Annotated in this window: 17 protein-coding genes; 12 read left to right on the top strand and 5 right to left on the bottom strand. The window is 70.6% G+C overall.

From position 1 onward, the window contains the following. The 9 genes from ilvD to VGF64_17430 all read left to right on the top strand — a co-directional run. The coding region (ilvD, locus tag VGF64_17470; GenBank protein HEY1636549.1) for a dihydroxy-acid dehydratase at nucleotides 1-1545 on the top strand (1545 nt) is incomplete at its 5' end. Nucleotides 1546-1648: 103 nt separating this feature from the next. Continuing rightward, nucleotides 1649-1849, top strand: coding sequence for a cold-shock protein (locus VGF64_17465; GenBank protein ID HEY1636548.1), 201 nt, complete (start codon nucleotides 1649-1651; stop codon nucleotides 1847-1849). Between the two features lie 75 nt (nucleotides 1850-1924). Beyond that, nucleotides 1925-2206: a hypothetical protein gene (locus VGF64_17460; GenBank protein HEY1636547.1), complete on the top strand. Its 282-nt coding sequence runs from the start codon at nucleotides 1925-1927 to the stop codon at nucleotides 2204-2206. A 17-nt stretch (nucleotides 2207-2223) separates the two neighbouring features. After that, nucleotides 2224-3057, top strand: coding sequence for a hypothetical protein (locus VGF64_17455; protein HEY1636546.1), 834 nt, complete (start codon nucleotides 2224-2226; stop codon nucleotides 3055-3057). Between the two features lie 135 nt (nucleotides 3058-3192). Further along, entirely contained in the window at nucleotides 3193-5010 is a 1818-nt protein-coding gene (locus VGF64_17450) for an acetolactate synthase large subunit (GenBank protein HEY1636545.1), read from the top strand. After that, nucleotides 5010-5555 (top strand): acetolactate synthase small subunit, encoded by a 546-nt coding sequence (gene ilvN / locus VGF64_17445; GenBank protein ID HEY1636544.1) that lies wholly within the window; start codon nucleotides 5010-5012, stop codon nucleotides 5553-5555. Before VGF64_17450 ends, ilvN begins: the two co-directional genes overlap by 1 nt. A gap of 16 nt (nucleotides 5556-5571) precedes the next feature. Beyond that, nucleotides 5572-6597, top strand: coding sequence for a ketol-acid reductoisomerase (ilvC, locus tag VGF64_17440; protein ID HEY1636543.1), 1026 nt, complete (start codon nucleotides 5572-5574; stop codon nucleotides 6595-6597). Between the two features lie 78 nt (nucleotides 6598-6675). Further along, the gene (locus VGF64_17435) at nucleotides 6676-8277 is read left to right on the top strand and encodes a hypothetical protein (protein ID HEY1636542.1); all 1602 of its coding nucleotides are present in this window, start codon (nucleotides 6676-6678) and stop codon (nucleotides 8275-8277) included. Continuing rightward, the gene (locus VGF64_17430; GenBank protein ID HEY1636541.1) at nucleotides 8274-8948 is read left to right on the top strand and encodes an ABC transporter ATP-binding protein; all 675 of its coding nucleotides are present in this window, start codon (nucleotides 8274-8276) and stop codon (nucleotides 8946-8948) included. The genes VGF64_17435 and VGF64_17430 overlap by 4 nt, the downstream gene beginning before the upstream one ends. 64 nt (nucleotides 8949-9012) lie before the next feature. Here the strand turns inward: VGF64_17430 and VGF64_17425 are convergent, their stop codons facing one another. Both VGF64_17425 and serC read right to left on the bottom strand, forming a co-directional pair. Next, nucleotides 9013-9831 carry a hypothetical protein gene (locus tag VGF64_17425; GenBank protein HEY1636540.1) on the bottom strand — a complete coding sequence of 273 codons (819 nt, stop codon included), beginning with the start codon at nucleotides 9829-9831 and terminating at the stop codon, nucleotides 9013-9015. Nucleotides 9832-10020: 189 nt separating this feature from the next. After that, nucleotides 10021-11169, bottom strand: a complete 1149-nt coding sequence (serC, locus tag VGF64_17420; GenBank protein ID HEY1636539.1) for a phosphoserine transaminase — start codon at nucleotides 11167-11169, stop codon at nucleotides 10021-10023. A gap of 17 nt (nucleotides 11170-11186) precedes the next feature. On the opposite strand from serC, the gene VGF64_17415 reads away from it, so the two are divergent. Together VGF64_17415 and serA are read left to right on the top strand one after the other, a co-directional pair. Then, nucleotides 11187-12440 (top strand): pyridoxal phosphate-dependent aminotransferase, encoded by a 1254-nt coding sequence (locus VGF64_17415; GenBank protein HEY1636538.1) that lies wholly within the window; start codon nucleotides 11187-11189, stop codon nucleotides 12438-12440. Continuing rightward, nucleotides 12437-14005: a phosphoglycerate dehydrogenase gene (gene serA / locus VGF64_17410; GenBank protein HEY1636537.1), complete on the top strand. Its 1569-nt coding sequence runs from the start codon at nucleotides 12437-12439 to the stop codon at nucleotides 14003-14005. The genes VGF64_17415 and serA overlap by 4 nt, the downstream gene beginning before the upstream one ends. 48 nt (nucleotides 14006-14053) lie before the next feature. On the opposite strand, the gene VGF64_17405 is transcribed toward serA, so the two are convergent. Next, nucleotides 14054-14401: a hypothetical protein gene (locus tag VGF64_17405; protein ID HEY1636536.1), complete on the bottom strand. Its 348-nt coding sequence runs from the start codon at nucleotides 14399-14401 to the stop codon at nucleotides 14054-14056. Between the two features lie 231 nt (nucleotides 14402-14632). Here VGF64_17405 and VGF64_17400 point away from each other — a divergent pair, with 231 nt between their 5' ends. After that, a complete protein-coding gene (locus VGF64_17400) occupies nucleotides 14633-16177 on the top strand; it encodes a 2-isopropylmalate synthase (protein ID HEY1636535.1) in 1545 nt (514 codons plus the stop codon). A gap of 21 nt (nucleotides 16178-16198) precedes the next feature. Here VGF64_17400 and VGF64_17395 read toward each other — a convergent pair whose 3' ends face one another. Further along, nucleotides 16199-17050, bottom strand: coding sequence for an ATP-binding cassette domain-containing protein (locus VGF64_17395; GenBank protein HEY1636534.1), 852 nt, complete (start codon nucleotides 17048-17050; stop codon nucleotides 16199-16201). 18 nt (nucleotides 17051-17068) lie between these two features. Further along, on the bottom strand, nucleotides 17069-17977 hold a 909-nt coding region (locus VGF64_17390; protein HEY1636533.1), incomplete at its 5' end, for a hypothetical protein.

Here is a 17977-nt window from a genome sequence, read left to right as displayed (position 1 = left end):
TGGAACGAGGTCACTCCGTGCAACCTCACCCTCGATCGGCTGGCCCGGCGGGCCAAGGATGGCGTTCGGGCGGCCGGCGGTTTTCCCATCGAGTTCATGACCATCGCCGTGTCGGACGGCATCTCGATGGGCCACGAGGGGATGCGGGCGTCACTCGTGAGCCGCGAGGTGATCGCCGACTCGGTGGAGACCATGATGCACGCCGAGCGGTTCGATGCCCTGGTGTCCCTCGCCGGCTGCGACAAGTCCCTGCCGGGAATGCTCATGGCCGCCGGCCGGCTCAACCTGTCGACGGTGTTCCTTTATGGCGGCACGATCCTGCCCGGTCAGCTGCAGGGTCGCGCCCTCGACATCGTGAGCGTCTTCGAGGCCGTGGGTGCCCACGCGGCCGGCGATCTGAGCGCTGAGGAGCTCTCCCTCATCGAGCGCACGGCCTGTCCCACGGCCGGGAGCTGCGCCGGCATGTTCACCGCCAACACCATGGCCTCGGTGGCCGAGGCCCTGGGCATGGCCCTGCCGGGCGGGGCGTCGGCGCCGGCCGTCGACCGCCGTCGTGATGACCTCGCCTTCGAGAGCGGACGGGCCGTCGTGGGCCTGCTGGAAGCGGGGATTCGGCCCCGGCAGATCATGACCCGGCCGGCCTTCGAGAACGCCATCGCCGTGGTCATGGCCCTGGGCGGCTCCACGAACGCGGTGCTGCACCTCCTCGCCATCGCCCACGAGACGGACGTCGAGCTCGGTCTCGACGACTTCGACCGGATCGGCCGCCGGGTGCCGCATCTGGCCGACACCAAGCCTCACGGCCGCTACCACATGACCGACATCGACCGCGTCGGCGGGCTTCCCGTCGTGCTCGCCGAGCTGCTCGACGCCGGGCTCATCGACGGCGACTGCCTGACGGTGACGGGCCGCACCATGGCCGAGAACCTGGCCGAGATCTCGCCGCCGGCACCCGACGGGGACGTCTTGCATCGCCTGGACGACCCGATCCACGCCGACGGTGGCATCGCCACGCTGTCCGGATCGCTCGCCCCGGCGGGGGCCGTGGTGAAGGTGGCCGGCATCGATCAGTCGCGATTCGACGGTCCCGCGCGAGTCTTCGACGGCGAGGACGGCGCCATGGAAGCCATCCTCGCCGGCGCCATCCAACCCGGCACCGTGGTCGTGATCCGCTATGAAGGCCCGAAGGGGGGGCCAGGGATGCGGGAGATGCTCGCCGTGACGGGCGCCATGAAGGGCGCGGGCCGGGGCGCCGATTGCGCCCTGTTGACCGACGGTCGGTTCTCCGGCGGAACGCACGGATTCTGCATCGGCCACGTCGCCCCCGAGGCGGTCGACGGAGGGCCGATCGCCCTGGTCGCCGACGGGGACCGCATCGTGGTCGACGTGGCCACCCGGACCGTCGATCTGCTGGTAGATCCGGCCGAGCTGCAGCGCCGCCGGGCGGACTTGAAGCTGCCGGCGCCCCGGTACACCAGGGGGGTGCTGGCCAAGTACGCCCGCCTGGCGACGGGCGCCGAGTTGGGAGCCGTCACCGAGCCCTGACGGGCGGGGCAGCCGGGTTGTCACAGCGGCCGGCCTGACCCCCCTACACTTGGGGGAGCGAGGAAGTCAGTCGGACTTGCTCAAGGTAAGAGAAGAGAGAGCGTTGGCTACAGGCACAGTGAAGTTCTTCAATGCAGAGAAGGGCTTCGGATTTATCTCCCGTGAGCAGGGTGACGACGTCTTCGTCCACTACTCCAATATCCAGGGGAGCGGCTACCGGTCGCTCGAGACGGGCCAGGTTGTCGAGTTCGACGTGGGCCCGGGTCGCAAGGGGGAGGAAGCCCAGAACGTCCGTCTCGTCTGACAAGACGATCGGCGTCCTGGGGCGCCGCCGGCGGTTCATGCCGGCGGCGCCTCCACCTCCCAGAAGGGACAGCAGATGAGCGCGCAGCGAACCAGCTTCGGCAAGCTCGAGCGCGACCGCAACAAGAAGGCTCGAGCGGCCGCGAAGCGGGAGCGCCGGCAGGGCCGTGCGTCCGAGACGGATGCGGCCTCCGACGACACGCGGTCGACCGCCGGCTCCGAGTCGGGAGCGGGCGACTCGACCGAGGTCCTCGAGCTCCTCGCCGCCGTCCACGAGCGCTACGACGAGGGCGCCATCAGCCTCGACGAGCTCGAAGAGCGCAAGGCCGAGCTGCTCGCCCGGCTCGAGATCGACTGAGTCCCGAGATCGCCTGATTGGCAGCCGCGCCGGGGGTCCACCGTCTGCGGGCTCGCAACACGGCGGCGAGCTCCGACAACCGCATCCACGACGACGCCGTTGCCCGCCGGTACGGCTTCGGCGGAGGACTCGTGCCCGGTGTCACGGTCTACGCGTACCTCACCCGCCCGATCGTCGAGGCGTGGGGTCCCCGGTGGCTCGAACGGGGAACGATGGACGTGCGCTTTGTCGCGCCCTTCTATGACGGTGACGACGTCGTGGTGGAACCGGAGCAGGCAAGCGAGGCGGACGGGACCCGGGCCGTCGAGCTGCGCGCCACCAACGGCGAGGGTCGGCTGTGTGCCACGGCCGACGCAGGGCTTCCGGAAGCGCCGTCGGAAGCCCTCTCATTGGAGGACTGGCCGGTGGTGCCCCTGCCCGAGCCGGACCAGCGCCGTCCCGCGACTCGCGACGCGCTCCAGGACGTTGAGGCGCTGGGCACGCTGGGAGCGACATTTCGGACCGACGTGGGGGCGGGCTACGTGGAAGCCGTCGGTGACGACCTGGCGCTGTACCGAGGCCCGGACGCCGTTGCTCACCCCGGCTGGCTCCTCTCGTTGGCCAACTACGTGCTGGCGTCGAACGTGGCCCTCGGGCCCTGGATACACACCGCCAGCGAGGTGCGACATCTGGGTCGGGTGACCGACGGCGACCGGATCTCCGTCCGGGCCCGGGTGCTGGACCTCTCGGAGGCTCGCGGCCACGAGCTGGTGCACCTCGACGTCCTCATGGTGGTCGGCGCACGTGCTGTCCAACGGGTCCGGCACTCGGCGATCTACCGGCTCCGACCCGCGGCACAGACGACCAGCTAGGGCGAACGGGTTGCGGACCCTGGGGTCTCGTGGGACACTCATTGCGATGCCCGCCCGCGACACCCTCGTAGTCATCACGTAGCGCACGCCCACCTCACGCGTGCGCTCTCGGCCTCCCGAAAGGGAGGCCCTTTCATTTCCCGAGAAGCCAGCATTTCCAGAGAAGCCAGCATTTCCCGAGCAGCAGCGTTTGCCGACAAAGTTCACTGGAGCCACTCGATGAAGCTGACCGGGGCGCAAGCCCTTATCAAGAGCCTGGAGATGGAGCAGGTGGAGGTCATGTTCGGCCTCCCCGGGGGGGCCATCCTGCCCGTCTACGACCCCATCATCGAGTCGACGATCCGCCACATCCTGGTCCGCCACGAGCAGGGCGCGGGGCACATGGCCGAGGGCTATGCCCACGCCACAGGGCGGCCTGGCGTCGCCATGGTCACGAGCGGTCCGGCGGCCACCAACATCGTCACGCCCTTGTGCGACGCCTACATGGACTCGATCCCTCTGGTCTGCGTGACCGGTCAGGTGGCGCGCTCGGCCATCGGCACTGACGCCTTTCAGGAGTGCGACACCACCGGCATCACCATGTCGGTGACCAAGCACAACTGGCTCGTCACCGACGCGCAGCACATCCCTCAGGTCGTCGCCGAGGCCTTCCACGTCGCCACGACCGGCCGTCCGGGGCCCGTCCTGATCGACCTGCCCAAGGACGTGGCGAACGCGACCATGGACTGGTACTGGCCCGACGGTGTGGACCTGCCCGGCTACAAGCCGACGACGCGCGGCCACCCCCGCATGATCAAGGAAGCGGCCCGGCTCATCGCCTCGGCCCGGCGACCCGTGATCTACGCCGGCGGCGGCATCCTCAAAGCTCGCGCCGCCGAGGCCCTGCGGGCGCTGGCCGAGCTCACCGGTGTCCCGGTGGTCACGACGCTCATGGCCCGTGGGGCGTTCCCCGACGACCACCCGTTGTGCCTGGGCATGCCGGGCATGCATGGCAACTACACCGCGGTGACCGCCATGCAGAAGGCCGATCTCCTCATCGCCCTCGGGAGCCGCTTCGACGACCGGGTCACCGGCAAGGTGTCGGCCTTCGCCCCCGACGCCAAGGTCATCCACGTGGACATCGACCCCGCCGAGCTGGGCAAGGTGCGCCGGCCCGATGTCCCGATCGTCGGCGACTGCCGCCTTGTCATCGAGGAGATGATCGCCGCCGTCCGCCAGCGTGGCGATGGCGGCGACGCCGAGGCCGAGCCCGATCTCCGCCCGTGGATCGACCAGATCCGCCAGTGGCAGCGGCAGTACCCGCTCGCCTACGACCGCAACCCGCCCGACGGCGTGCTCAAGCCGCAGTTCGTCGTCGAGTCCCTCCGTGACGCCACCCCGGACGACACGATCGTGGTGGCCGGGGTCGGCCAGCACCAGATGTGGACCTCGCAGTACTGGCGCTTCAACCACCCCTACACGTGGGTCAACTCCGGTGGCCTGGGCACGATGGGCTTCGCCGTGCCGGCCGCCATCGGGGCCAAGGTGGGCCGGCCCGACCGGACGGTGTGGGCGGTCGACGGTGACGGCTGTTTCCAGATGACGGCCCAGGAGCTGGTGACGGCCTCGGCCGAGCGCATACCGGTCAAGATCGCCATCCTCAACAACGCCTACCTGGGCATGGTTCGTCAGTGGCAGGAGATGTTCTATGACGAGCGGTACTCCGAGGTCTACCTGTCGCCCGACCTGCCGGACTACGTGAAGTGGGCCGACGCCATGGGCTGTGTCGGCCTCAGGGTGGAGTCCCCCGAGGAGGTGGGTCCGGCGATCGACAAGGCCAACGAGATCGACGACCGACCGGTGGTCATCGACTTTCGTACCGACTCGTCGGAGAAGGTCTTTCCGATGGTGCCGGCGGGCGGCTCCAACGACGACATTGTCGTCGACCCCGAGCACGGACAAGGAGGGCGGTGATGGCGCCCGCCAGAAGGAACCAACCGAGACACCACATCCTGTCGGTCCTGGTCGAGAACCGGGCCGGTGTCCTGGCTCGCGTCGCCGGGCTCTTCTCGCGGCGGGGCTACAACATCTACTCGCTGGCCGTGGCACCGACCGACGACGAGCGCTTCAGCCGCATCACGGTGGTCGTGGACGTCGAGTCCACGCCGTTGGAGCAGATCACCAAGCAGCTGTTCAAGCTCATCAACGTGGTGAAGATCTCGGAGCTGGACCCGTCCGAGGCGACCGAGCGGGAGCTCGTCCTGGCCACGGTGCGGGCCGAGCCCGCGAGCCGGGGCGAGGTCATCGAGCTCGTGCAGGTCTTCGAGGGAAGGATCGTCGACGTCGGCTACGACCAGCTCACGGTGATGCTGGCCGGCGCGCCCTCCAAGCTCGACGACTTCGAGGACATGATGCGGTCCTACGGCATCGTCGAGCTCCAGCGGACCGGTCGGGTCGCCCTCCCCAAGCTCGAGCGCCAGGCCCCGCGTCTGCGCAGCGTGAGCGGGGCAGTGAGCTGAGAGGAAGAATGGAGAGATGGCCACGCTTTATTACGAGAAGGACGCCGACCCCGGGCTGCTCGCCGGCCGGAGGGTCGCCATCATCGGCTACGGATCCCAGGGCCACGCCCACGCGCTGAACCTGAAGGACTCCGGTGCGGACGTGCGGGTGGGTCTGCGCCCCGGCTCGTCCTCGTGGGCCAAGGCCGAAGAGGCCGGCTTGCGGGTGGTGGCCATCGACCAGGCGGCGAAAGAAGCCGACCTGGTGATGGTCCTCCTGCCCGATACCGAGCAGGCCGCGGTGTACGAGGCCGCCATCGGACCGAACCTCGAGGACGGCGACGCTCTCTTCTTCGCCCACGGGTTCAACATCCACTTCGACCAGATCACCCCGCCTCCCGGGGTCGACGTCGGCATGGTCGCGCCCAAGGGCCCTGGACACCTCCTCCGCCGCACGTTCACCGAAGGTGGGGGGGTGCCCTCGCTCGTGGCCGTGTCACAGGACGCGTCGGGCAAAGCGCGCCAGCTCGCGCTCTCGTACGCCCACGCCCTGGGCGCGACGAGGGCGGGAGTCCTCGAGACGACCTTCGAGGAGGAGACCGAGACCGACCTGTTCGGCGAGCAGGTCGTGCTTTGCGGCGGGCTCACGGCGCTGGTCACCGCCGGGTTCGAGACCCTGGTGGCCGCGGGCTACCAACCCGAGTCCGCCTACTTCGAGTGTCTGCACGAGCTCAAGCTGATCGTCGACCTGATGTACGAGCAGGGGATCTCGGGGATGCGTTTCTCCATCTCCGACACCGCCGAGTACGGGGACATGACGCGTGGCCCGCGGGTCATCGACGAGTCGGTGCGGGCGGAGATGGGGCGCATCCTGGAGGAGATCCGCGACGGTCGCTTCGCCGCCGAGTGGGTGGCCGAGAACCGAGCGGGGCGTCCCCACTTCAACCAGCTGCAGGCGGAGGGGGCGGCCCATCCCATCGAGAAGGTGGGCGCCGAGCTGCGGGCCATGATGCCGTTCGTGGGGGCGGGCCGGGCCCGGCCGCAGGACGTCTCCGGCGGCTGACACTCACCGCCGGCCCGGCAGGCCGGCCCGACAACTGAGCCGCCGGCGGGGGAGCGGGGGCGATACGGTCGGCGACCGATGACACTCGCCCTGCCCGTCGACTCCTCCGTTGTCGGCGGGCTGCGACGGGCCCGCCGCCGGCGCCGCCTGGCCGATGTCGACCTCTTCGAGGCCCTGTATCAGGCGTACCTGGCCGCTCTGGCCGTGGGTATCGTCGTCGCCCTCGGTTCCGGGGTGACCGGCGACGCCCGGCTCGGCCCCTCTGCGCTGCACCAGGTCCGGACCCACGGCGCAGCGGCAGTGGGCCTGGCCGTCGCCCTGGCCGTCGCCGTCGCCCTCCGATCGGGGGGCCGGGGCGGGCCGCTGGCGGTGGAAGGGGCAGACGTGACCCACGTCCTGCTGGCTCCGGTGGACCGCCGCGCCGCCCTCGCCGGACCGGCCATCCAGCAGCTTCGCTTCGGCGCCTTCGCCGGCGGGACCGCCGGGGCGGTGGTCGGGCTCATCGCCTACCGCCGGCTGCCGGGAACGCCGGGGGCGTGGGTGCTCTGGGGCGCCCTGGTAGGTGGCCTGGCCGCCGTGGCCGCCCTCGGCGCCGCCATGGCGGCGTCCGGCCGTCGCCTCTCGCGTTACGCGGCGAACGGGCTCGCTCTGGTCGTGCTGGGGTGGTCGGCGGCCGACCTGGCTCTCGGGGTGAGCTCGTCGCCGTTCACGCTGCTCGGCCGCCTGTCGCTGTGGGCGCTCGGCTTCGACTGGACAGCACTGGGAGGGGCCGTCGTTGCGGTGCTCCTGGCCGCCCTCGGCTTGGCCCTCGTGGGAGGGCTGTCGCTCGAAGCAGCGGAGCGGCGCAGCCGCCTGGTCGGACAGCTCCGCTTCGCCGCCACGGTCCGCGACCTGCGCGCCGTGATGCTCCTGCGTCGGCAGCTGGCCCAGGAGCGCCCCCGGACCCGTCCCTGGGTGCGGCTGGCGACCCGGCCCGACTCGGGCATCCGGCTGGCGGTCTGGATGAGGGGTTGGCGCGGGATACTCCGATGGCCGGCGCGCCGATTGGCTCGCCTGGTGGTCCTCGGCGCGGCGGCGGGGGTGAGCCTGCGGGGAGTCTGGGCCGGGTCGGCGCCACTTGTCGTCGTGGCCGGCCTGGCCCTGTGGCTAGCGGCGCTGGAGGCAGTGGAGCCGCTGGCCCAGGAGGTCGACGCCGCTGACCGTCGGGATTCGTATCCGCGCGCCGAGGGGTGGATCGAGCTCCGCCATCTGGCCGTGCCCTGCGTGGTGATGGCGGCCGTGGGGGTGATCGGTCTCGGCGCAGCCCTTCCGCTGGGCCAGATCGGGCTGGTGCTGGGCGTGGGCGGCTCCACTCTCGTGCCCGCGGTCACCTGCGCCGTCGCCGGGGCGGCGGTGAGCGTGGTCCGTGCCCCGCCGCTGGCCGTCGTGGGCAACAACCTCATGCCCGAGCTCACGGGCCTGCGGGCGCTGGGCCGGGAGCTGCTGCCGCCCGTGCTTGCCACGGCAGGGCTGCTGCCGGTGCTCGCCGCCCGCGCCATCGCCGTCCATCACCACTCCGCCACGGCGGCGGCGGCCAACGTCGCCGTGCCGCTGCTCTTCATCCCGGTGGCCGTCGGCGCCTGGGTCCACACCAGGGGTCAGGTGGCGGCGGTCGCAGGCATCGGCGGGAGGCGGGCGTGACCGACGTGCTGGCCACCGACGGGCTGGGCAAGGACTACGACGAGACCGTCGCCCTTGAAGATCTGAGCCTCCGCGTCGAGGAGGGCGAGCGGGTGATCGTCGTGGGTCCGAACGGGTCGGGCAAGACGACGCTGCTACGGGTGACGGCGGGCCTCCTAGAGCCGAGCCACGGACGGGTCGAGGTGGTCGGCGCCCCCGCCGGCTCGCTGCCGGCCCGCGCCGCCACCTCCTACATCCCCGACGCCCCGGTGCTGTACGACGACCTGAGCGTCGCCGAGCACCTGGAGTACGTGGGCCGCCTGCACGGCACTGACGACTGGGATGAATGGGGCGAGGAGCTGGTCGTGCGCCTGGGGCTGGAGGAGCGGGTGGACGACCTGCCCGCCCGCTTCAGCCGGGGCCTGCGCCAGAAGACCTCGATCGCCCTCGGCCTGGTCCGCCCCTTCTCGCTGCTGCTTGTCGACGAGCCCTTCGTCGGTCTCGACGCCGCGGGGCGCCAGGCGTTGCTCGAGCTGCTGGACGAGTCGGCCCGAGCGGGCGCCGCCGTCGTGGTCGCGACCCACCAGCTCGAGTACGTGGACCAGGCCAGCCGGTGTCTCGGCCTGCGGGACGGCCGGCTGGTCTACGACGGGCCGGCCACGCCGGGGCGGGTCGAGCGCCTCGTCAGCTGAGGTGAGCCGAGGGTGGCCCAGGGCGGCACGTTCCTCTTGGAACAGCACGAGGTGGACTGCCCGATCAGGGGCAGCGGTAGTCGGCGTCGAAGCCGCCCGCCTCGTACTGGGTCATGATGACGGGGCCGCCGGAGAAGCTCTTGGTCGGGCGGCACGCCGACCGGGCCTGCTCGAGGGACCTGGCTCCCGGCACCCAGTCTGGGTGCAACGGTGAGAAGTAGGCGCGGCTCGTCGAGGCGTCGAGGCCGGTGATCTGCCGCCACTGGAACGCCGTGGAGTAGAAGCCGATGTGGTCGAGGCGCACGCCTCCGGCCCGCAGCCCGTCCACGAACCCCGCCACGGCGGCGACGTTCGGCGCCAGTCCGCCCGGGGCGCTGGCTGTGGCCCAAGGAGGGCCCGTCTCCACGTCGAGCCACCAGGGAGCGCCGACGGGGTCGTCGACCGGCACGTGGTCCCACCGATCGACCGCGGCGAGAAATCGGGCCAGATGCAGGGTGCTGGCGGACCGGAGGTAGCCGTAGTCGTAGGCACAGCCGTTGCTCCAGGTGCCGGTGCAGTGCTGCGGGCGGCCCGTGCTGGTCCCGGGCCAGGCGGCGGCGCTGGGGCCGGGATCGCCGGCGATGACGTAGTACGAGACTCGGGGTTGGGACGAGAGCCCGGCCGCGCCGGCGGCCCAGGCCAGCTCCCCTGCCTGGCCGCGCCACGGGCCGAGGCACGGGTTGTTGGCGCCCATGCCTGCGTTCACGCCCACGATGGCGAAGGCCGGGTTGGCGGGGTAGTGCGGCGCGCCTGCGCTGCACTGGGGAAACGAGATGTCGTAGCCGACGGGGGTGATCGTGGCCCCGGCGGGCACCGCCCCGAGGACCAGGATGGCTCCGACCACGACCGCCGCCAGGACGCGTAACCACCAAAGCCGCCAGGCCGGCCCCCCGGGCCAGCTGTATCTCCAGGCCGGCCTCCCGGGCCGGATGTGTTGCCGAGCCGGCCTCCCGGGCCGGCTGTGGCTGAACGAGGTTCCCACGGGCTCCCCCCGAGGTCGAGGACCTCCGCCCGGCGGGTAGAGTACCGCTCCTCAGGCGGCCAGGGCGACGACGACGTGGTCGATGCACGCTGTCAGCGCGGCGACGTCCTCGGGGTCGATGGCGGGGAAGAGGGCGACACGCAGCTGGTTGCGACCCAGCTTTCGATAGGGCTCGGTGTCGACGATCCCGTTGGCCCGGAGCGTCGCCGCCACCCGGCTGGCGTCGACGGAGTCATCGAAGTCGATCGTCCCGACGACATGGCTTCGCTCGCTGGGCTTGGCGACGAAGGGCGTGGTGTACTCCGTGGCCTCGGCCCACCCGTAGAGGATCTCGGCCGAGCGGTCGCACCGCGAGGCCGCCCACTCCAGCCCGCCGTTGGTGAGCATCCACTCCAGCTGCTCCACGAAGAGGAACAGCGTGGCCAGGGCCGGGGTGTTGTAGGTCTGGTCCTTGTCCGAGTTCTCGATGGCGAGACTGAGGTCGAGGGATGCCGGCACCCAACGGCCCCCGGCGGCGATGTCGCGCACCCGCTGCACAGCGGAGGGGGAGAGCAGTGCCACCCACAGCCCTCCGTCGGACGCGAAGCACTTCTGGGGGGCGAAGTAGTAGGCGTCGACCTCGGTCGGGTCCACCCGCAGCCCTCCAGCGGCCGAGGTCCCGTCCACCAGCACCAGGCCGTCAGCGCCATCGGGCCGTCGAACCTCCATGGCGACGCCCGTGGACGTCTCGTTGTGGGTGAGGGCGTAGGCGTCCACGCCCGATCGCGGCACGGCGAGAGGGTGGGTGCCGACCGGCGAGTCGATGACCTCGGGCTGATCGAGGTGGGGAGCGGCGCCGGTCACGGCGGCGAACTTGGACGAGAACTCACCGAACGACAGGTGCTGGCTGTGCCGTTCGATCAGGCAGAAGCTGGCGATGTCCCAGAAGCTCGTCGTCCCCCCGTTGCCCAGTACCACCTCGTAGTCGCCAGCCACGCCGAACAGGTCCCGCAGCCCGCCTCGGAGCAGCGCGACGATCGAACGCACGCCGGCCTGCCGGTGACTCGTGCCCAGGTACCGCGGCGCGGCCCGCTCCAGGGCGGCCACCGCCTCCTGGCGCACCTTCGAAGGCCCCGAGCCGAAGCGCCCGTCGGAGGGGTGCAGGTCGCTGGGAATCTGGATCTCGGGCGGTGGTCTATTGAGTCTGTGTTCGGCTGGCACTGTGCAAGCATGGCACCATGACCGCTCCGCTCGACACTTCGAGCAGTGAGGACGCGAGAGGCACCCGAACCCGCGCCGTGTCCCGGCGCGTCGGCGCCGTGGCGGAGTCCGCCACCCTGGCCATCGACGCCCGGGCCAAGGCCCTTCGGGCGGCCGGTGAGGACGTGGTCGGCTTCGGCGCCGGAGAGCCCGACTTCCCCACGCCCGAGCCCATCGTCGAAGCCGCCGTGGCCGCCTGCCGGGACCCGCGCAACCATCGCTACACGCCCACCGCCGGCCTGCCCGAGCTGCGGGAGGCGATCGTCACCAAGACCGCCCGCGACTCGGGCCTCGCCGTCGAGGCGAACCAGGTCCTCGTGACGAACGGGGCCAAGCACGCCGTCTTCCAGGCCTTCGCCACGCTGCTGGACCCCGGCGACGAGGTCCTCGTGATGGCTCCCTACTGGACGACCTACCCGGAGGCGATCGCCCTGGCGGGGGGCGTCCCGGTCGTGGTGCCCGCCGACGAGTCGACCGGCTTCCGGGTGAGCGTGGAGCAGCTGGACGCGGCTTGCACGCCACATACCAAGGTGCTGCTGTTCGTCTCGCCGTCCAACCCGACCGGCGCCGTCTATCCCGCCCACGAGATCGAGGCCATCGGCGGCTGGGCGGCGGAGCGGGGATTGTGGGTGGTGACCGACGAGATCTACGAGCACCTCGTCTACGGGGGGCGGACCCACCACTCGCTTCCGGTCCTCGTGCCTGACGCAGCCGAGCGCTGTGTGGTTGTCAACGGGGTGGCGAAGACGTACGCCATGACGGGTTGGAGGGTCGGATGGCTGATCGGCCCCACCGAGGTCGTTCGGGCGGCGACCAACCTCCAGTCCCACTCCACCTCCAACGTGGCCGACGTCTGCCAGCGGGCGGCGCTCGCCGCCGTCTCCGGCGACCTCTCGGCCATGAGCGCCATGCGGCAGGTGTTCGACCGACGACGGCGCCTCCTGTACGCGGGGCTGAACGACATCCCGGGGGTGTCCTGCGTCGAGCCCGAAGGCGCCTTCTACGCGTTCCCGTCGGTGGCGGGGGTGCTGGGTCGTTCCGTCAGGGGCCACCGACCGAAGTCGTCCCTCGAGCTGGCCGCCGTCCTGCTCGACGAGGCCCGCGTCGCGGTCGTTCCCGGTGAGGCGTTCGGCTCCTCTGGTTACGCCCGGCTCTCGTACGCGCTCGCTGACGACGAGCTGAGCGAGGGTGTCCGACGGCTGGCCGTGGTGCTGGGCGAGGCCGCGTCGTGAGCCGCATCCTCGTCACCGAGCCCATCGCCGACGGGGGCATCGAGTTGCTGCGGTCCGCGGGGAACGAGGTCGACGTTCGCATCGGGATGTCGCCGGCCGAGCTCCGCCAGGCGCTGGTCGGGGCCCACGCCCTCATCGTCCGCTCGGCCACCAGCGTGGACGCCGACGCACTCGCGGCCGGCTCCGATCTCGTGGTCGTGGGCCGGGCCGGCATCGGCGTCGACAACGTCGACGTGGCCACCGCCACCCGCCGCGGCGTGATGGTGGTGAACGCGCCGCAGTCCAACATCCTGTCGGCGGCCGAGCACACCATGGCCCTCCTGTTGGCCCAGGCCCGCAACCTCCCTCAGGCCCACGCCGCCCTCATCGCCGGGAAATGGGAACGCTCCCGCTGGGAGGGCGTCGAGCTGCACGGCAAGACCCTCGGCATCGTCGGCCTCGGGCGTGTCGGGGCACTGGTGGCTCAGCGGGCCCACTCGTTCGGGATGCGTCTGTGCGCGTACGACCCGTATGTGTCCTCCGAGCGGGCCCGCCAGATGGGCGTGACGATGACGTCGCTCGAGGAGCTGATGGCGCGGGCCGACTTCGTCACCGTCCACCTACCCAAGACGCCCGAGACCCTCGGGCTGATCGGCAAGGACCTCCTGGCCGGGGCGAAGCGCGGGCTGCGCATCATCAACACCGCCCGAGGGGGCATCGTGGATGAGGACGCGCTGGCCGATGCGGTGCGCTCGGGCCGGATCGCCGGCGCTGGCATCGACGTCTTCGCCACCGAGCCGTGCACCTCGTCGCCGCTGTTCGAGCTGGACACGGTCGTGGTGACCCCACACCTGGCGGCCAGCACGCGTGAGGCTCAGGACAAGGCGGGGCTCACCATCGCCGAGCAGGTACTGCTCGCCCTCGCCGGCGACTTCGTGCCGCTGGCGGTCAACGTCGGTGCCGGGGAGGCGTCAGAGACGGTGCGGCCCTTCCTGCCGCTCGCCGAGCGGCTGGGACGCATCTTCGCCTCGCTCAACGAGGGTCTGCCCGACCGGCTCGACATCGAGTACCAGGGGGCCCTGGCCGGCTACGACACTCGGATCCTCACCCTGTCGATCCTCAAGGGGCTCTTCGCCGCCGGCACCGAGGAGCCGGTGTCGTACGTCAACGCCCCGCAGCTGGCCGAGGAGCGCGGCCTGGAGGTGCGGGAGTCGACGACCACGTCGGCCCGCGATTTCGTCAACCTCATCACCCTGAGCGGGCCCGATCACGCCGTGGCCGGGACCCTGGCGGGTGTGCGGGCCGAGCCTCGCATCGTCATGGTCGACGATCACACCGTCGAGGTCCCGCCAGCCCGGCACATGCTGGTGGTCCGCAACGACGACCGACCCGGCATGATCGGCGTGGTGGGCCTGGCCCTGGGCGAGGCGGGGGTGAGCATCTCCAGCATGGCCGTCGGCCCCTCGGCCCACGCCAGCACCGCGCTCATGGTGCTGTCGACCGACCGACCGACGCCGGCCGACGTGCTCGAGCGCCTTGCTCGAGCCGACGGCATCCTCGACCTGCACAGCGTCACGTCGGGCTGATCTCTTGGTCCTGCCGGCGGTCCGTTGGGCCGCTCGGCCGTCGGCCGCTCAGCGCTTGGAGCGCTGGAGGCCGTCGAGCTCGGCGGCCTCGGCGGTGGCGTAGCAGCGGTCGGGGATCGTCCGGTCGTAGACCGCCATCCCCGGCAGGTGGAACCGTCCGCTCGAGAGCTTGCCCTTCACCGGGTGCGAGACGGGACAGACGCGACCGTCCGGCTCGACCCAGCGCTCCTCGGCCTGCACCCGTGGGGGCACCACCGGCCACTCCTCGGTCACCAGCGGGGTATACCGGGCCCCGTTGGCGCCGGGCCCGGGCCGCCGTATGCGTAGCGCCACGGCCACCATGAGCCCGGCCAGGAGACCAAGGACCGCAACCATCCGTACCAATCGCTGCAGCATCAGCTCGTCCTTCCCGTTCGGTGCGCTCCCAGTCGTCTTGACGGCCTGCGCCTGGTTTGCGACGATCTTTCCAACATGAAGAAAGTTCAATCCGCCACGAGCCTCCTTCTTATCTGACGGCGAGCGCCACCAGCGCTCGCCCACGCCTCCTGCGCCTTCGGGCCCAGGGGGTTTTTTATTGCATCCGCGCCGACAACACACGCCTTTCGGGTCCAGACAAAGGAAATTGCGATGGCCGATCAGCTGATCATCTTCGACACCACGCTGCGAGACGGGGAGCAGTCGCCGGGCATCTCGCTGGACGTGGGCGAGAAGCTCGAGATCGCAGAGCAGCTGGCGCGCCTCGGGGTCGACTACATCGAGGCCGGCTTCCCCGTGGCCAGCGATGGTGATTTCGAGGCCGTCCAGACGATTGCCCGCACCGTGAGGGGCCCGGCGATCGCCGGCCTCTCGCGGACCCACCGGGGCGACGTCGACCGCTGCTGGTCCGCCGTTCGCGACGCCGACCGGGCCCGCATCCACGTCTTCATCTCCACCAGCCCTTCCCATATGGAGCACATGCTGCGGATGACGCCGGAGCAGGTGGTGGCCGAGACGAGGGCAGGAGTCAGCCGCGCCCGTGAGCACACCGACGACGTCGAGTTCAGCCCCCAGGACGCCACCCGCACTCCGCTCGAGTTCATGATGGAGATCCTCCGGACGGCGGTGGAGGCCGGGGCGACGACGCTCAACATCCCCGACACGGTCGGCTACGGCATCCCGTGGGACTTCGGCGCCCTCATCCAGCACGTGCGCCGGGAGGTGGCGGGGGACTACGTGCTGTCCACCCACTGCCACAACGACCTGGGCATGGCCGTGGCCAACAGCCTGGCGGGGGTCCAGGCCGGTGCCCGGCAGGTCGAAGTGTGCGTGAACGGGCTGGGCGAGCGGGCGGGGAACGCCGCCCTCGAGGAAGTGGTGATGGCCCTCAAGATCAGGCCCGATCAGTTTCCCGGGCTGGAGACAGCGGCCCGCACCGAGGAGCTGGCTCGAGCCTCGCGTCTGGTCAGCCGGCTCACGGGCTATCCGGTCCAGTACAACAAGGCGGTGGTGGGCCGCAACGCCTTCGCCCACGAGTCGGGCATCCACCAGCACGGCGTGCTCGCCGAGCGCAGCACCTACGAGATCATCGACGCCTCGACGGTGGGTCAGCAGGGTCGCCAGATCGTGCTCGGCAAGCACTCGGGGCGCCATGCGTTCTCAGAGACGCTGGCCCAGATGGGCCTGTCGGTCCATGGCGACGCCCTCAACACCGCCTTCAGCCGGTTCAAGGAGCTGGCCGACCGCAAGGTCCAGATCACCGAGGCGGACCTCGAGGCCATCGTCGTCGAGGAGCTCGGCGCCAGCATGGAGGAGGCGTTCGCGCTCGAGTCCCTGGAAGTCTCCGGCGGCACCGTGGGCGTACCCCACGCCCGCGTGATCGTCAGCCGGGCGGGGACCAAGTCCGACGCCTCGGCCGAGGGCGACGGGATGATCGATGCCGCCTGCCAGGCGATCCGGATGGCCACTGGCATCGACGCCAACATGACGGGGTTCAACGTCTCCTCGGTGACCGGTGGCATCGACGCCCTGGGTGACGTGGTCGTCCAGCTCGAGGCGAGGGGGGCGCGCGTCTCGGGACACGGGGTGTCGACCGACGTGGTGGAGGCGTCGGCCCGCGCCTACCTGAACGCCGTCAACCGGCTCATCCGCCTGAGGGCGCGCAACGTCGTGCGCTCGTCTGAGGTGGGCCCCTGAACCGAGCCCCGCCGGGGCGCCTCAGACGGTCATGACCTCGGTCTCCTCGTTGAGACCGCGGTCGTCGTCGTCGTCCTCACCCCAGTCCTCACCCTGGATGTCGACGTCGGTGGCCATCTCGTCCATCCCGATCGGTCCCTTCGACTTCCCGGCGAGGAACTGGCGGATGATCGAGTTCTTGCTGTTCCTCATGTCCTCCTTGCTGGCGAACTTCACCAGCTCGGAGCGGAACAGCACGCCCATGAACTCGGCCGTGCGCATCATCGAGGGGATGTTGTGGGAGATGATGAAGAACGTGGCCCCCGTCTCCCGTTGGGCGTTCTTCACCAGCTCGTCGAGGTAGGCGACCCGCACCGGATCGAGCCCGGAGTCGGGCTCGTCGAACAGGATGATGTCGGGGTCCATGACCATGGCCCGGGCCAGGCCGGCGCGCTTCTTCATGCCTCCGGAGACCTCGCCGGGCAGCTTCTTCATGTGGTCCAGGAGACCCACCAGCTCGGAGTTGGCCATCACCTTGTCATGGATGTCCCGCTCGCTCTTCTTGGTGTGCTCGCGCAGCGGGAACGCGATGTTGTCGTACAGGTTCAGCGAGCCGAACAGCGCGCCGTCCTGGAACATCACGCCGAACAGCTTGCGCACCTGGTAGAGCTGGTGCTCCGAGCAGGCCGCGATATCGACGCCGTCGACGACCACCCGGCCCCGTTCGGGCTTGAGCAGGCCGACGAGGGACTTGAGAAACACGGTCTTGCCGGTGCCGGACGGCCCGAGCATGACGCTGACCTCGCCGGCCGGCAGCGAGAGCGTGACATCGCGCCACACGGTCTGCCGGCCGAAGGACTTGGTCAGGTCCTCGATGACCACCTCAACGCCCATGATGAGCTCCCGTGGTGCTCAATGGATCGGCCTCGGCCTGCGCGGGGGACAGCCGCTGTCGCTCGACGGCGTGCACAGGTTGCCCTGGGTCAGCTGGGAGAAGTTCCGCGGCCCGGAAATCGTGCCGTTGAACAACGGGTTCAGGTTCTCGGTGACCCCGCAGCCGTGGAATTCGGGAATCGAGACATTACCGGTCAGCGGGCCGCCTCCCTGTAGCGAATACGGCGGCGTGCTGCCCGGCTTCCCGGTCAGCACGATCTCGAACGGATGGGTCTGGCAGTGCGGGCCGACGGGCAGCTTCTGGCCGTTCACCGAGACGTTGTAGACGCGCAGCCGCATTTCCGAGAACGCGATGTTGGCTTTCAGTTCCTGGGTCGTGCCGATGCTGACCAGGTTCAGCGTGCCGACCTCGGTGAGCTGCAGCGTTGCCGTCGTCGGCACGAAACCGAAGGACAGGAACGTGGCCCGCGACGGCGGCAGGCCGTGCACCACCTTGCACGTAGGACAGGGCCGGAAGTCGAGCTGCCCGGCCGAATCCTGCTGGAAATAGTCGGACGTCGCGAAGTTGTAGTCCAGCCGGATTCCGACCGCCACGTCAATGAAGCCCATGCCGAGGCGCGCCGCCTCATTGAACTTGCGCGCGTTGGCGAATCCGGTCAGGAATGCGCAGCCGAGCGAGGGCTTCAGGCGGTGCACGATGATGCCCTTGCCCTTGGGCGGGCGCGGCAGCGGGAAGCGCTTGTTGAGCTTGAGGCCGCCCTTGGGCTGCGGCGGGCAGGTGACCTTGCGCTTCGCGGCGGGGTGCCGCCTGGCCGCGGCGCCGCGGACCGTGACGGTGGCCAGCACATCGGCGTTGCCGGACTGGGGGGCGCAGGTGAGCGTCACCGTCGCGAGGCTGGTGGCGGTGCCGCCGGAGCGGCCGGGCCT

The sequence above is a fragment of the Acidimicrobiales bacterium genome, from assembly GCA_036491125.1.
GTDB lineage: Bacteria > Actinomycetota > Acidimicrobiia > Acidimicrobiales > AC-9 > AC-9.
This window is presented reverse-complemented; position numbering and strand designations above follow the sequence as displayed.

Excerpts from the sequence above, each read along its gene's own strand:
- VGF64_17460 (HEY1636547.1), top strand. The coding sequence starts at position 1,925 with ATGAGCGCGCAGCGAACCAGCTTCGGCAAGCTCGAGCGCGACCGCAAC.
- ilvN (HEY1636544.1), top strand. The coding sequence starts at position 5,010 with ATGGCGCCCGCCAGAAGGAACCAACCGAGACACCACATCCTGTCGGTC.
- ilvC (HEY1636543.1), top strand. The coding sequence starts at position 5,572 with ATGGCCACGCTTTATTACGAGAAGGACGCCGACCCCGGGCTGCTCGCC.
- VGF64_17435 (HEY1636542.1), top strand. The coding sequence starts at position 6,676 with ATGACACTCGCCCTGCCCGTCGACTCCTCCGTTGTCGGCGGGCTGCGA.
- VGF64_17415 (HEY1636538.1), top strand. The coding sequence starts at position 11,187 with ATGACCGCTCCGCTCGACACTTCGAGCAGTGAGGACGCGAGAGGCACC.
- VGF64_17405 (HEY1636536.1), bottom strand. The coding sequence starts at position 14,401 with ATGCTGCAGCGATTGGTACGGATGGTTGCGGTCCTTGGTCTCCTGGCC.
- VGF64_17400 (HEY1636535.1), top strand. The coding sequence starts at position 14,633 with ATGGCCGATCAGCTGATCATCTTCGACACCACGCTGCGAGACGGGGAG.
- VGF64_17395 (HEY1636534.1), bottom strand. The coding sequence starts at position 17,050 with ATGGGCGTTGAGGTGGTCATCGAGGACCTGACCAAGTCCTTCGGCCGG.